This is a genomic window from Enterobacter cloacae complex sp. 677-3DZ2D5B (assembly GCF_004136695.1).
Classification (GTDB): domain Bacteria; phylum Pseudomonadota; class Gammaproteobacteria; order Enterobacterales; family Enterobacteriaceae; genus Enterobacter; species Enterobacter hormaechei_C.
Window position 1 is genome coordinate 292,306 of sequence record NZ_QFLS01000005.1, and the last position, 14,191, is coordinate 306,496.

Annotated in this window: 12 protein-coding genes and 1 pseudogene; 1 reads left to right on the plus strand and 12 read right to left on the minus strand. The window is 52.2% G+C overall.

Annotation, left to right across the window (positions count from 1 at the left end; genetic code table 11):
- The first annotated feature begins 244 nt into the window (after nucleotides 1–244).
- Complete coding sequence (locus DD597_RS08575; RefSeq protein ID WP_000497435.1) at nucleotides 245–511, plus strand: DinI family protein; 267 nt, start codon at nucleotides 245–247, stop codon at nucleotides 509–511.
- Between the two features lie 42 nt (nucleotides 512–553).
- Here DD597_RS08575 and DD597_RS24835 read toward each other — a convergent pair whose 3' ends face one another.
- The 12 genes and pseudogenes from DD597_RS24835 to DD597_RS08635 form a co-directional block, all read right to left on the minus strand.
- Nucleotides 554–1,822 carry a phage tail protein gene (locus DD597_RS24835; RefSeq protein WP_165298113.1) on the minus strand — a complete coding sequence of 423 codons (1,269 nt, stop codon included), beginning with the start codon at nucleotides 1,820–1,822 and terminating at the stop codon, nucleotides 554–556.
- Nucleotides 1,823–1,882: 60 nt separating this feature from the next.
- A complete protein-coding gene (locus DD597_RS08585; protein ID WP_033487176.1) occupies nucleotides 1,883–2,848 on the minus strand; it encodes a DUF6453 family protein in 966 nt (321 codons plus the stop codon).
- A 1-nt stretch (nucleotide 2,849) separates the two neighbouring features.
- Nucleotides 2,850–6,731, minus strand: coding sequence for a phage tail protein (locus tag DD597_RS08590; RefSeq protein WP_129256089.1), 3,882 nt, complete (start codon nucleotides 6,729–6,731; stop codon nucleotides 2,850–2,852).
- A 52-nt stretch (nucleotides 6,732–6,783) separates the two neighbouring features.
- Nucleotides 6,784–7,368, minus strand: a complete 585-nt coding sequence (locus tag DD597_RS08595; protein ID WP_047359589.1) for a tail assembly protein — start codon at nucleotides 7,366–7,368, stop codon at nucleotides 6,784–6,786.
- Complete coding sequence (locus tag DD597_RS08600) at nucleotides 7,368–8,078, minus strand: C40 family peptidase (protein ID WP_023296258.1); 711 nt, start codon at nucleotides 8,076–8,078, stop codon at nucleotides 7,368–7,370. Before DD597_RS08600 ends, DD597_RS08595 begins: the two co-directional genes overlap by 1 nt.
- A gap of 2 nt (nucleotides 8,079–8,080) precedes the next feature.
- Nucleotides 8,081–8,839, minus strand: a complete 759-nt coding sequence (locus DD597_RS08605; protein ID WP_006809150.1) for a phage minor tail protein L — start codon at nucleotides 8,837–8,839, stop codon at nucleotides 8,081–8,083.
- On the minus strand, nucleotides 8,836–9,174 hold the full coding sequence (locus DD597_RS08610) for a phage tail protein (RefSeq protein WP_129256090.1): 339 nt from the start codon (nucleotides 9,172–9,174) through the stop codon (nucleotides 8,836–8,838). The genes DD597_RS08605 and DD597_RS08610 overlap by 4 nt, the downstream gene beginning before the upstream one ends.
- Nucleotides 9,175–9,176: 2 nt before the next feature.
- Nucleotides 9,177–12,641, minus strand: a complete 3,465-nt coding sequence (locus DD597_RS08615; protein ID WP_129256091.1) for a phage tail tape measure protein — start codon at nucleotides 12,639–12,641, stop codon at nucleotides 9,177–9,179.
- Nucleotides 12,642–12,699: 58 nt separating this feature from the next.
- On the minus strand, nucleotides 12,700–12,993 hold the full coding sequence (locus tag DD597_RS08620) for a hypothetical protein (protein WP_001549116.1): 294 nt from the start codon (nucleotides 12,991–12,993) through the stop codon (nucleotides 12,700–12,702).
- A gap of 51 nt (nucleotides 12,994–13,044) precedes the next feature.
- Complete coding sequence (locus DD597_RS08625; protein WP_006809154.1) at nucleotides 13,045–13,323, minus strand: DUF4035 domain-containing protein; 279 nt, start codon at nucleotides 13,321–13,323, stop codon at nucleotides 13,045–13,047.
- An 8-nt stretch (nucleotides 13,324–13,331) separates the two neighbouring features.
- Nucleotides 13,332–13,715, minus strand: a complete 384-nt coding sequence (locus tag DD597_RS08630; RefSeq protein WP_001549114.1) for a phage tail assembly chaperone — start codon at nucleotides 13,713–13,715, stop codon at nucleotides 13,332–13,334.
- Between the two features lie 32 nt (nucleotides 13,716–13,747).
- Nucleotides 13,748–14,167: pseudogene (locus tag DD597_RS08635) on the minus strand (phage tail tube protein); the annotation flags it as partial.
- Nucleotides 14,168–14,191: the final 24 nt, after the last annotated feature.

The following is a 14,191-nucleotide window of genomic DNA, read 5'->3' on the forward strand; positions in this document are numbered from 1 at the left end:
GTCAGGCGGCAATGCGCTTAACGAAAAGTGTAAATAACGCTATACTCTTGCCGCTTCGTCCCCTTAGTTAAATGGTTAAAGTGCACATTAAATTCAATTAACTGATTTTATTAAATATAAACACCAACAAACCAATTATTATGTACCCATATGTGTACACAAGCCGATTTAAACCTTTACTTGACGCAGCATTGCTCTGAAGCTTAAATACTGTATATCCAAACAGTAAACAATGGAGCACATAATGTTTGTTGAACTGGTTTATGACAAACGCAATGTAGAGGGGCTTGAAGGGGCCAGAGAAATTATTCTGGCCGAACTGACGAAGCGGGTGCACCAGATTTTCCCTGATGCCGAAGTGAAGGTGAAGCCGATGCAGGCAAACGGCCTGAATAGCGATGCCAGCAAAAGTGATCGTGAAAAGCTGAACCGCATGCTGGAGGAAATGTTTGATGAATCCGACATGTGGCTTGTGTCTGAGTTTCCGACAGTTCGCCAGGTGGGTATGTGACAAAATCTGGCAGCCATCATTTATCTGGCTGCCAACATTTAATTACGAACCAGATTCATTCTCCGCAGCTTCCAAAGCTTCTTCCTGTCGTTGATTCCATACACTGTTTTCAGGCATGTCGAGGCGAACGTCGATCCAGCTGTTGGCCGGAACATCCATAGGAGCCCCTTTTGTTTTGACGATCTCCCCTTCATCGCTCAGCATGTATTTCCGCTTAAAAAGCCGAATCGTCAGCCCACCGCTTTCTGTTTGCTCAGCTTCAACAACACCCAGCTCCCCCATGCCGCCAGGGTCCATAGGCGGGAGGAGTTGCCAGCCAGAAGAAGCCAGACCGGCTGAACCGGTAAGCGTATAAACACCTACATCAAGACGAGAAATACTGATTCCTTCAGCTTCTGCATTCGCCGTACCGCAGCCGCACCAGATAAAATCATTTTCATCAATATCTGTGCGCTGATTCTCGTTCTGAGATTTCACGATTCTGGCCACCGGCGAAGCTGCTTTCAGCGTGCCATCGGAGGCTTTAGTGGTATTTTCAGAAGTGTAAACAACTGAGCCTGGCTTCACGGACAGCATTGTTGAGAATGCATCGGTGCTATTATTTCTTCCTGCGATTTGGTAAGAGACGGCACCACCAATGCCTGCAACACCTGCCCTAAAACGAGGAGTACCGTTAACCATCACCGTATGAGCCCATACACTACCAATAGTTGAAAGTCCTTCAACGGTGAAAGCGTAAGGGTTACCAGCGATACCGGCGATATTCAGGGAATTCGTTAACGTTCCTCCGCCAGTACCAAGAGCACCAAGTGCTGTTAGCGCTTCATTAGCTGTTTTCGCTCCAGTACCGCCCTGAGCGATGCTGAGAGCAGTTGTTAATCCGCTCAGGCTGGTAATGTCGCTGTTTGCCCCTTTCTTCGCCAGCGATTTCTGACCCGGTACGGTAACGGCAGTGCCATTGATAGTTATGGTGACATCAGATGTCCCGTTCATTACATCAGCGAACCCGCTCATGTAGCGCTGGTACATCGTGAAGGTTTCAGCGATATCCTGCGCCAGCCCATCCACGCTCAGACTGTCACTCAGAAGAATGGCAAATCGGGTTCCGGCGGGAACTGCTGGGTTAGCTGCTGGCGTTACGGTGAGACTTGTTGCGCTGCCGATGGTGGTAATCTGAAATACCTGCACAGGGCTGGTCATTGCAATAACGGTACAGCCGTTACGAATAAGAGAACCAGCAGCAGTGAAGTTTGTGCCGGTACCTGTAAGGGTGTTTCCGCTGATGGCGATAGTGCCAGTGGTATAAATCATGTTTTCTCCAGGCAATAAAAAAACCCCGCCGGAGCGAGGTTTGTTAAAAAGACAGTTTATTCAGACGTACATATCGGGGAGAACGGGAAGGTTCAGTGGCGTTACCGTGTCATTACCAAAAATTGCATACCGCTCGCGCCCCAGATATTTCCCACCCTGAACTGAAGCACTGCCGTTCTGTATTTTTATTCCGAACATTCTATACACGTACATGCCATTAACTTCGTGAGCCATCAGCCCGAACCTACCCAGCGGAACATACCCGCTGCCGATGCTCACGGCATTTTTTGAAGGCGTCCAGAGCTGGTTGAGGTAGACGAAAGGCCGCTTTGTCGTTGAAAACGTGCAGGCCCCGGCTGCATTGAAGATGTTTAGCCCCGTTCCCGGCTGCGGCGTCACACCACTGGCGAATATGACGATATCAATCGTGCCGGTTGTCGGAGCGTCATCGTTGGTGGATGGAGGGCTGAAGAACCTGACCGTGTTGCCATCGAAATCGACTGTGTTACCGCTATTGCAGCGCCCAAAGACGATATATTTGGACTTGTCGTATCCCGCTATTGTGGGAACTGCCCAGCCGCCAGTGGGGACATTGACGGTCCCCTTCCAGATACACTGCCCTGACTGCGTGGCATTGGTAATCGCCAGGAAGTCAGTACTGTCATCAATAAGCAGGCCTTCTCCTTTACGCTGGCCAGGAGGAAATATCTGCCAGATGCTTCCGGGGAACGTGTACGTACTCTCACGCTCACTGATGCTTACGTCCTTCATCGTGGAGTTCTGCGTCACACGGCCACCGGATATGGTGACCGAGTTCATTTTATGAAGCAGCCCTGAATCAAGGTAAGCTGTCGCGTGCGGGATAAACAGCACCTGCGCCCCGGAAACATAACCGGCAATATCAGCGTATTTGGCTTTCTGGTAGCCACTGTCAAAGTAGGCTCCAAAAGACGGGCACCGAAGACCCGCCGTTATCTCCATCCGCTTTCCGCCATCATTCAGATCAATTAGTAGTCCTCTTGGCATGTTATGTCCATTCTCCAAGTACGATACGGCCGCCTCCGGTCAGGTTGATAGTTACACCATTACTGTCTATCACCGTCGCCTTGTTCGGCCCACTGAATCCAAAGTTACCCGTTGTGGCGTAAATCGAGCCACGAACGGTCACGTTGTTAAACACGGCATACCCGGACTTGTTGATATGCCATCCGACATTCCCTGTCCCATCCCAGGTTGATGACTGGATGTAATTACCGATTTTACTGTTACCGATCGTCCCCTCCCCGATAACAGCATCGCGGATTATCAACTGACCATTTTGCGTGGTGAAGACGATGGTAGGGGTTCCTCCTGCCTGCATCATCACTGCAAAACGATCTGCGAGGAATAATACCTGCGACTGCATGCCAGATGGAGTATTCTCAACACCAATCCCCATACCAGCAGCATACTGTTTTCCGTTCGCATCCACGGCAACCTTGATGCTGTACATCGCCTTCAGGTCGCCGTTGACGTTCGCAATGGCCTGCGCGTTGGTGGTGATCGCTGAAGTGTGCCCGTTGATGGTCGCCGTAATGCCGTTTATCTGCGTCGCGGTGGCCTGCTGGTAATCGGAGAACGTCTGATTCAGGCTGTTGATGGATGCCTTGTTGCCGTTCACGTCAGTCTGCAAACTTAGCAGCGAACGTGCTGTTGCCTCCCTGTCGCTTGCCATGACGTTATCAATACGATCGATGTCGGCCTTGCTGTCACCGTACTGCGCACTGAGTCTCACCCGCTGATCAGCCTGCGCCAGCGTACTCGTTATTAGCGCGATAGCGTTATTCTGGATGCCGCCGCTGGCAGTATCGGTTCTTGCTCCCAGCTCCTCCAGGCGGGATGCCATTGATGAAGTCGTGTCTGTGACAACCTGTCGCAACGTGGTGATATCAGCAGTGTTTTGTGAGCTGGCTTGTTCAGCCGCATCTGCCTTACCTGATGCAGCGTCAGCTTTACTCGAAGCCGAATCAGCTTTATCAGAAATGACCTGAGTGCTCGCAGTGAGCTGATCAACAGCAGTAGCCCTTGCCTGAGCTTCATCTGACAGAGCCTGCCTTACCTCGGTAACTCCCGCCTCGTTCTGCGCAGTTTTTGCCTCAAGACGGGTAACATCCGTTACGCGCGCCTCCGTTTCAGTAGCGATCACCTCCCGGAGCTGTTCGAATGTCGCAGAGTTAGCGCCCTGTTGGGCTGTCTGGCGCACGACAACATCGGCAATAGCCAGCGCGTTGCCGATGATTGCTTCTGCTGTCTGCTTATTCGAACCTACGGCGGCAGCCAGCCCATCGGCGTTCTCCTTAATTGCATCAGAAAGCTCGGCCAGTTTCTCGCTACTGTCTACAGCACTTTCAATCAGATCCTTAAATACCTCGGAATCTTTAATCTCCTCCAGGATCGCATCGGTGATATCGGATACATCGATGCTGGCCTGACCGCGCACAAAGTCTGTATACCCTGATTCGTTTCCGCTTCGGTCAACCAGCTGCGCGCGGTACCAGAAAATTTGTCCAGCCTTAAGGCCCATCTGCTGATATTTGCGCTGCGGGTAAGGCACATCGGCCAGCAGCATCGCATCGTCTTCCGTCCCGGTCGGGCTGTACTGAATTTCCGTCTTCAGCGTGTCGTCGGTGTTCGCCGGGAATCCCCAGCTCAGCTCGATACCGAATACCACATTATCGGAAGCGATGAAGCCGACCGGTTTCGGCGGATTGCCCACTTTACCCGTAAGATTTACTTCTGATGATGTCGCCCATACTGATGAAACGTCGCTGGCGTTCACCGCCCTGACACGGACCAGATAGCGACCCGAGTAGATACCCTGCACTTCAAAGCCGAGAGAAGACGTTCGGGGCACACTAATCCAGTTGCCGCTGTCACGCCGCCATTCCGCCTCGTAAGCAACTGCACCCTGAACAGAATCCCAGGCAACGCGCATAGTGGTAATCGCAATGTTCTGGTTAACCGTAGAGTAACTGTCTACGACAATATTTCCTGGTGGAGCCTGAACCCCGGGTGGAATGACACTGACTGGCCGCTCGTCCAGTCTTGCGCCGGTATCAACGGCGGAATAGATGTCAGGGTTGTAAGTCGTCCCGGTGACTTCGAAAGTGCCGTCGTTGTTGTCCCGCGTTCCCGTAACACGGAAAAGCGCTATAAACAGATCGTCAGAGTCCACACCCCAGTTACATTCAGCCTCCGGCGTTTCGCTGTAGGATGTGGTGACAGTGACTGTGTTTCCGTTAACGGCCTGGACGGTTCTGGCCTGAGCTGCGCCTGATGGAAGATTCAAAAACAGCCGGTTCCCGGCCTTCACATCAGCGGCGCGATCGAGGGTTATGTTGCGACCGTTAACCGCACTCACCCTGCCGCCGATAGTTCTTCCGGCCAGCTCGTTAGCAGCCACGCCGATCACCTCCCCGACAGGTGGAACGTCCATGCCCGTGCTGAAGGTCACTACCTCGCCGATACCGTTAGTGAGCAGCGCCCAGCGCCCCCGCCGGTTTGCCTCTGACTGCCTGGTGCAGCCGATCGCAGTCATTTCGAGCTGACGATAATCGAAGCGCATGGCCAGATCGTTATCGTAAACAGGCTCAGGCGTGTCTTTATAGTGGTTGGCTGGGTCTGACCAGTTCACCAGCGCGGCAGTGTTTCGGGTGGTTTCACTCGGATCCGCAAAGGTAAATTTTCCTTCAACAACGCTGGCGTGGTTATAGATGTGCCACACATCCCGTGGCATATCAGCCAGGACATACATCTTATTGTCGCCCCAGTACGTCATGCCGCGAAATATACCCGCCAGATCACGAAGTACGGTCCAGGCGTCATTACGGTCCTGGATATAAACGTTGCAACGAAAACGAGGCTCCGTCCCACTTCCGCCCTTGCCATCTGGTACCAGTTGATCGCAATACTGGGCGATGCGATAAAGTTCCCATTTGTCTATCTGAGTCGCATCGATTCTTTGACCCAGCCCGAAGCGCTCGTTCAGAATGATGTCGTAATAAATCCAGGCAGGGTTATCCGTCCACGCCCATTTAAATACGCCCTCCCATGTACCAGAATAAGTGCGGGTTTCAGGATCATAAGTATCAGGTACACGGATGATTCGCCCTTTCGGATTGCACACAACCTGAGGAATGCCATTAGGGAACTGCTTTGCGTCAAACTCAACATACAGCAGCGCTGTGTTAACGTAGCGAAGTTTGGCGTCAATAATTTCAGTAACGGCCATAACGCGCATGGTGTCGACGATATTCACGCTCGTGGAATCCGGCGTGATTCTGCGAACCCGCAACTGCCATCCAGTCGAGGCTTTCGGAAGATTGACGCGGTGACTGCGCTCATAAAGCGACGTGGTTTTGTCATCAACAGCACCGTTAACCACCGTTTCATACGGCCCGCCATCGACCGACAGATCGATAGCATACTCGACGCGGGTGCCGACTTTATCACCGTTTTTTTTCTGGAGTAAAAGAGTTGGCCACCCCAGGCGAATTCGCAGCGCAGAGAGCTGCGTGTTGGATACCGCGCGCACGTACGGCACAGCCTGTTTCAGCTCATATGAAACCTGAAGTTCGTTTTCAATGCCGGGGAAGCCCTGAATGTAGTCCTGGTCCTGAGTACCGGAACGGAACTCATATTTCACATTATTGAAGTTATAACTTCCGTCGGCGTTCTGAAGAGGCGTGTAGGAAGATGAGTCACCAAGAAAAATGTTTTTACCATCAAGCCCGCCAGCGAACTCACCCTCTCCAAGCGCAATCAGCACCTTTGCCCTTGCAATGGACTGAATGCTGTCCGGTGCTTCAACGGGTGTTCGGGTCTGATTGCTGCCACCTTTACCGCGGCCTTTGATGATTGTCGTCGTCATATCGCGTCCATAAAAAAGCCACCGTCAGGTGGCTTGCAGTACGTGGTTTGGTTTATTGCTGATCTTCTGCATAAACCCCGGCGGATATAATGGCGCCGCCAATTTCCCGTTGCCCATAAAGCAGGGGGACGGGATTGCCAGATGCCGTCGTGTTAACGGGACCACCAAACGCATAGGAGGGTTTGTTATCAGGTTCCTGACGCATTCGCAGACCTGAAACCTGAGGAGAGAGCATTTGCACTACACCGCCAACGGCCATAGCGGCACCAACGGAAAACATGAGGTTACTTGCTGCGATACTAACTCCCGGCATCCATATGGCAGCAGCGACCAGAGCCGTTCCGAGCAACGCCTGGAAAACTCCAGCTCTTTTACTACCCCTTATCACAGGGATTATTCTTAACTCATCACCCGGCCCCAGGAGTTCAAACTCTTCGTGCCCAATATTGCGACGATCCCGGAAAATAACAAAATCCAGCCCCTTTGCCCGAGCCTCACGCAGGTAAGCATCAAAGCCATCAATGGTGTTAGATAGCGCCCTGAAAACTTCGCTGGCGGACGTTAGTGCACGGCGATGTTTCCTGCCAAATCGCTGAGCCATTGAGCCGCTGAGTTTGATAACGGTTTTTCTTTCCATTACATCAAATCCTTATAACGCAGAATTTTGATGGTACGGTCACGGTAATAGCCACCGTAGGGAATACGCTGGCTTAGCTGGCCATACATGTGATGCAGTAGCATGTTGCCATCAAGCAAAATCCCGGCATGGTTCGGGACGGTGGACTGAACCTGCATGATAACCATGTCACCTGGCTGAGCGGGACCGTCGTACTCACGGAAACCGCATTCCTGCCAGTTATCCATATAGAGGTTTTCACCCTGCTCCCACCAGTGGCGATCTACGCTGTAGTTGGGCAGTTCAATGCCGTGCTCGATGCGGAAATAGTCCATGATGAGAGACCAGCAGTCTGCATACCCGAGTACAAACTGGCGCCCTGTGAGGGGGCGGTCTCCGCGAGGCATGACGGTGCGAATGTCGCCCTCCGGCCACGATGCAATAATCCAGGGCAGTTCCGTGGCATCACACATCAGCATGTCGAGCTCGCTCGGCTGAGTTGTTGCCCCGTCGCCGGGATGGCTGTGGACGATCGCCACCACAGTGCCCTGCTCTTCGGCGGCCGCATAATCCTCAGGATTAAGTTCAAATTGCTCAGTCGGCGACTCAGCATTATTTTTGCAGGGGATGTATTTCTCCACCCGCCCCTTCTGAATAACCACGCCACAGCACTCCTCGGGGAAGGATGCGGCGGCATGCGCCAGAATGGCGCTAACTGTTTTGTCGCGCATGATTATCCTCTCAGAAGTGAAGCGCCGGGGAACCCGCCATAATCCAGCTGTTCATTCTCTCCGAAGCGAGGTTTACAGCCCGTTGACAGCAATCCGGAGCAAACATCCTGTGAAGGATCGTCCACCCGATTGCCGTCTTTATCGAACCAGCCGTTTTGCCCGGCGTAGGTGCAGCCGTTCCCGGTTTTGTACCAGCCCCGCATGCACCACGTGCACATTGGCTGAATTTGCCGGGTCGGAATGAGTTGCCCTCGCAAATCGGCTGGACTTGAAAGCTCAAACTCTACGGTTTCATCGTCTGACCCTGATTTACGGTCGATGTAATAAACCTGTTTGCGCTCCTCGTTGGGATTCGCAGTCGGGTTCCCATCAGGGAAGTTTCTGGCGTCCAGGTAATGGGCGAAGGTGTCATGGATGATCACCTTTGCTTTAGCCATCCCCTGAAACCTGCGGCAAAGCGCGCCAATCGTGCCGCTGATGTTTGCAACGGTGAGAGACGGCCGTGAACTCTGGCCGTCACTGCTGACAGATATGCCGGTCAGTTCATACGGCCACGCGCCATACTCCTGCCCCTGCCACCACACCGACTTCGGCTCAAGTTTTGACTCGTCGCCGCCTGCGGCGATGATTTCCGCCTCGGTATGGGGGATTGTCTCGTTGTGAAAGCGAAGAATACCCGCACCGAACGCTGAGCCGTCCACCTCGATCAGGCGGACGCGCTTACCCGGTTCCAGTTTCTGGACATCAGATGAAATGCTCATGGATGGTATGCCTGTATGAATGTGCTGCTGAGGGTGTATTTTTTGTTGCCGTGGGTAGATATCTGGAAGGATTCCGCGCGCCATAAACCTGAAGGCTCAAGCGGCGGCTTCCAGATAAATGACTTCCATCCTGTATGTCTGTTCAGAAAGTTTTTAATGGCCTGAATGTAAGCCTCGTCGCCGGTAAAGCTCACGCTCCACTGAGGTGTTACCGGGTTGATGCCGTCCCCGGCCACCTGTGTATAGCCATCGCCAAACTGCGCCTTTCGGTTACGAAAACTTGTATCAACCTGAGAGGCAACCTTTGGGCACCAGCTGAAGGTTTCGACTGCCATGGTTAAACTCCCTTGATTAATCGCCACAGAGGCGATCCCGGCATGCTGGCCTGTTCGTTAATGACGCCAGTGATGGCATCCTTAAGCTGCCTGCCTGCTGCTCCGGCAGTGCCCTGACTGGACGCCTGTGGAGATCCGCCCTGAATATTGATATCGCCGAAGTTAACTGAAGGCACACCACCAGAGACCTGAGGAGTACCGACTGCCCGAACGCCCAGCGACCCATCAGCAGCACGCGTGAGCGGCATAATGGCTTCCGGACCTGCCTCGGCAAAAACCCCTGCACCTTTGGCAAAAGCAAACAACTGAGGCGTCTGAAAAACGCCATTGCTGTAGGCGCTCAGGGAAGGAGAGTCATAAACATTACCCTTCGCATTAAAGGTAAAGTTCGCGCCAGCATTCTGAATAGCGGTACCGCTGCTGGCGGTTGCGGCTGACGAGGCACCAAAACTGAACAGTGATCCAATTGAGCTGACGCCATTAGCAACAGCCATGTTCACCAGAACGTTCTGGATAATCTTCAGTACGCTCACGCCCCAGTCCTTCCAGCTGTCAACGTTGCCATTGAGCATGTCGGTGATCGTGGTGACCGCGCCACCCATGGCCTGCTTCATGCCGTCAGCGGCCATGGAAGAATAATCAGTAGCTTCGTCCACCCAGTTCGCATAACCCTCAGACAGTCCCGTCATCCAGTCGTCACGCTGCGCATCAGAAGCTGCGTAATATCCCTCCTGGTCGCGCAGGCGCTCTTCGAGGTAGCGCTTATTAAGTGCCAGCCCCTGCTGATAGAACGTCTCGTCGATTTCACCAGCCTGACGCTGGCGGAGAAGATCGGTATTCTTCTGCTCAAACTCCTTACGCAGATTGAACTGCTCCTGAAGTCTTTCACGAAACCTGGTTCCCTGCCCGTAGCCCAGCAGTTGCGCTTCATTGGCTGCGCGGGCGCTTGCGTTACTGTCAGCAAGGTTGGCTTCGTAATTTCGCAGTTGCTCACGTAATTTAACCTGGTCAATCAGCGCAGCATTCTGCAATACCGTCTTTTTCTGGGCTTCTGTCAGAGAAGCAAGTTCGCCCTGGCTGACCTGGTATTTAACCTTCGCCAGTTCAGTATTCTGGCCTTGCAGGGCAATCTGCTCTTTTTGCTGCTTGATAAGGCGCTTATACACATCCTCGGTTTTCTCGCCTTCGGTTTTACCGCCCTTCGCCTTAGGTTTGTTGGCCTCATTATTCCGCCATTCAGCAAGACCGTTATTAATAAACTCCTGACGGCCTGTCTGGAATTGCGGATCACTGGTTAATCCCAGGTCATCGGCTGCATAACTCAGTCGCAGGCGCTCTTTTGCTTCACCCTTCAGGCGTGACAACTCCAGATCCCGGCGGCTCTTTTCGAGTGCATCGGTTTGCTTTTTGTTGAGATCGGCCTGAGGGAGTCTGAGCGGGACGTTAGCCAGCCCTTGCCGGGCCATTAATAGCTGATTTCCCAGACCCAGCAGACGGTTAAATTCAGTATGCTGACCATTCATCATGATCATCGACTGATATACCGCATTCTGTCGCCAGGCTTGTTCGCGTATTAAATCATTACGACGCCGCTCAATTTCTTCGAGAGCCTGCTGTATGCCGCGAGATTTATCTCGCATGTCATTCAATTTTCCCTCTTCAACAGCGAGTTGATCCGTAACAATAGCTATCGCTCTCAGTATATTTGCATCATTCTCGCTGGTAATGCCCGGTTTTCCACGCGATGCATTCAAATCATCGATCTGGGTCTTCAGCTCACCAACCTTTTTGGCTTGCTCATCAATCAGACGATTTTGCTCTACCAGAGCACCAACAGTCCTCCCCCTATTATCGTCTGTTTCAGACAAAGACATGCGGGAAGTTTTTTCTCGTATCTCGTCGATTTGACTGGCATATTCCTGAGCAGAACGCCGAGCCTGCTCCTGATTCTGATACATCGCATACCAGGCACCAGCACCCAACATGACCAAACCCGGTATTCCGCCGATGAGACCAAGTGCACCACTCATCAGGCGAGTACCAACTGATGTTACATTGTTGAGATTTCGCTGGGTGGAGACGCGATTTGCCAGATTCCTGTCTCTGGCTGCCTCCGCAGAAGCCAGTCGTCTTTCAGCAATAGCCTGAGCGTCGGCATTTTTTGCAGCCACCAGCCCTGCCTGCGCACGCTCAAGCGCAGTTCTGGCCCTGACTTTTTCTGTGGCGGAGCCACTTGCAAGAGCAGTGGTCAGCCTGGCTTGAGCTGCTGTGACTTTGGCTTCCGCTGCCGCAATTTTTTCTTGCTGAGCGGCCTGAACATCTGCACTTCGCGATCTTTGAACAGCTTGCTGGGCTCGATAAACTTCTGCCCTTGAAGCTGCAACAGCAGACTGAGCCGCTTTATCCTGCGCGACAGCAAGGGCAACCTCTGATTTCGCAGCTGAAATTAGCGCACCTGTTGCGCTACTGGCGCTGGTTACAACTCCGCTGAGGTATCTTGCCAACCCAACACCAACAAGCGCCCCAGCGACTGTTGTAATTGTTGACATATTGTCAGCAACGTCATTCAGCGCGCCGCTCACTGCTGATGAAGTAAAAGAATCAAGCGTCTGGGCAACATTATCCAATCCGCCAGACAACGCATCAGTAGCACCGGTTGCCTGGTTTACACCGCCCACCCAGGCCATGAATGAGTTAGTTACTTTTTGAAGGGATCCGGAAACCGTTTGTGGCATGCTGGCAAATTCGCCCTGCAATGCTCCTAACTGGCTCATTAAAGCTGGGACAACCTTATCGATCGTAAGCTGTCCCTGGTCAGCCATGCTCTTGAGGTCTTTACGGGCTACACCCATTCCCGCAGCCAGAGCGCGGATTACCCGATCACCGGCTTCGTTAACGGCATTAAATTCTTCACCACGAAGAACGCCTTGTGCGAGCGCCTGGCTGAACTGAGTAATAACAGAGCTCGCCTCCTGAGTGTTAGCCCCGGAAAGTTTTAGGCCGGTAGAGACAGCTTCGGTAATTTTCAGAACTTCGTCAGAGCTATAGCCGTACTCGCGCATTGAGGCAGCTGCTCGGGAAAAAAGGTTTGCGTTATCTGAAAATGCCGTGCCGGTTCTTTGGCTGATTTCCATTAACTGACGCTGTGAAGCGGCAAAATCGTCAGCAGAAGATGATGCCTGTTTAAGACGAGCGTTTACGGAGTTCCACTCATCAGCAATCTGCACAATTTTACCCGTTGCAAAAGCTGCCGTAGCTGCGGCGGCAGCCCTTCCAGCAGATGCAAATCCGGCAGTCAAATCAGAGAGCGCCCTTTCGCTCTCTCTGGCAGCAGCAGCGGCCTGCCGACCACCATTCTGCATAGTGCGGTAATAATCCTGCCCCATTCGTGAGGCGCGGGAAATTTCCGTCTGGAATGATTGCGAGTTAGCGGAAATTTTGATTATTAACTCACGTAATGTTGCCATCAATTTTCTCCAGGCGAAAAAAAAGCCCATCAACGGGCTTTTTGTTGTGATATAAACCTCATGGCTTGTCTAAAAATTCTCTTAGAGCTTCCGATTTATTGCATGAATCTTTATTAATCGTCATCCCTGCCTCTTTTTGCTTTTGACAGAAATAGTAGTAATCATCGTTTGTTTTTATATAGCCCATGAATTTAAAAAAAGCCTTTTTACACAATTCAGGATTTGCATGATCAGAGCAAATCGTAGACGTATAGCTTTGCAACTCATTTGGTTCTAATGGAGCCAGTGTTTGAGTTGCATTTGAAACACAACTGAAACCAAAAAATAATACAAATAAGACTAGTTTTTTCATTGCCTTCACCAAATCATAAAAAAACAATCCTATTATTTTGCAGTTCATTTGTCACTGAGTTGCAGCTGTAAGTGCAGCCTCAAGCCCTGCAAACGGGTCCTTCGGTTCTGATTGCTCATCGCCACCCCATCGCAGGATCGCATCGTCCAGCGGTACTTTTGCCCCCTGCGAGCCGTAGATGGCAGAGACGAGCTGAGCTGCCTGAATGTCACCACGAATATCGCCAACCGGACTTTGCCTGTCGTACTCAATCCACATTAGAAGCTCGCTTGCCGTCATATTCTGCCGAAGCTCTGAGAGCGTGCGCCCCATCCGGAGCGCAAGCGACATCAGAAACTTTACGCCGGGGGTTGAGACTTTTCCCGCGCTTCGTCCGCATTGTTGATCAGGTCAAGAGCCTGTTTGAGCAGGCGTGAATGGACGGGGCCGTAGATTTCACGCACCTGCTCTTCTTCGTCTACGCTGAATACCGGTTGCTTATCGGTGTCGCACAGGACGTCAATGAAGAGCACCACGTCAGCGCAAAGATTACGGTGCGCCTTTTCCGATACCGACACATTTTCATCGTCAGCACCCGCTTTCACCACTTCCTGCCAGCGCAGCCAGGCTTCACCTGACGGCTCACGGAGAACCACTTTGACGCCTTCCCACTCAGGAACGGCGACCGTCTTATGACGAAATCCCGACATCTTTGCCAGGGCGAGATTTTTAATATTCTTCATGAGACCTCTCAGGAGCCAGACTCGATGTTTTCAGGCTTACCTTTCAGGCGCAGGGAGAACGTTGCCGCCACTACGCCGTTGGTACCTGAAGACCAGGTGTGCTGGCGGATTTCAGCCAGGAACTTAAAGCCCTTGCCGGACGGGAAAATGACCTGGAAAGCGTAGGTCGTATCGTTGTCATACGCATCACGCAAGGCGTCCTGCGCCGGATTCTTGTAGAAGTTGCCGGACAGAGAGATTTCTGACGGAGAAGGCAGGCCGTTGATGTTCTCCTGCTCGGTAGAGCAAAGTGTTGTTACGTCGATATCCTGCTTCTGACCACCGGTGAACTGAATTTCTTTGATGGTGCAACTCAGATCGAGGAAGGTTGCGGAATCCATCGTTTCTTTGGTGGCTGGCAGGGAGGAAATAAGGATCTTCGTCAGCTGCGATTTTTCATAAAGTGCAGACATAGCTGTCTCCTGGAAAAAGAAAAC

Bases quoted from the DNA above. Each gene is read 5' to 3' on its own strand.
- DD597_RS08575 (WP_000497435.1), top strand. From the start codon at position 245: ATGTTTGTTGAACTGGTTTATGACAAACGCAATGTAGAGGGGCTTGAA.
- DD597_RS24835 (WP_165298113.1), bottom strand. From the start codon at position 1,822: ATGATTTATACCACTGGCACTATCGCCATCAGCGGAAACACCCTTACA.
- DD597_RS08585 (WP_033487176.1), bottom strand. From the start codon at position 2,848: ATGCCAAGAGGACTACTAATTGATCTGAATGATGGCGGAAAGCGGATG.
- DD597_RS08590 (WP_129256089.1), bottom strand. From the start codon at position 6,731: ATGACGACGACAATCATCAAAGGCCGCGGTAAAGGTGGCAGCAATCAG.
- DD597_RS08595 (WP_047359589.1), bottom strand. From the start codon at position 7,368: ATGGAAAGAAAAACCGTTATCAAACTCAGCGGCTCAATGGCTCAGCGA.
- DD597_RS08600 (WP_023296258.1), bottom strand. From the start codon at position 8,078: ATGCGCGACAAAACAGTTAGCGCCATTCTGGCGCATGCCGCCGCATCC.
- DD597_RS08605 (WP_006809150.1), bottom strand. From the start codon at position 8,839: ATGAGCATTTCATCTGATGTCCAGAAACTGGAACCGGGTAAGCGCGTC.
- DD597_RS08610 (WP_129256090.1), bottom strand. From the start codon at position 9,174: ATGGCAGTCGAAACCTTCAGCTGGTGCCCAAAGGTTGCCTCTCAGGTT.
- DD597_RS08615 (WP_129256091.1), bottom strand. From the start codon at position 12,641: ATGGCAACATTACGTGAGTTAATAATCAAAATTTCCGCTAACTCGCAA.
- DD597_RS08620 (WP_001549116.1), bottom strand. From the start codon at position 12,993: ATGAAAAAACTAGTCTTATTTGTATTATTTTTTGGTTTCAGTTGTGTT.
- DD597_RS08625 (WP_006809154.1), bottom strand. From the start codon at position 13,323: ATGTCGCTTGCGCTCCGGATGGGGCGCACGCTCTCAGAGCTTCGGCAG.
- DD597_RS08630 (WP_001549114.1), bottom strand. From the start codon at position 13,715: ATGAAGAATATTAAAAATCTCGCCCTGGCAAAGATGTCGGGATTTCGT.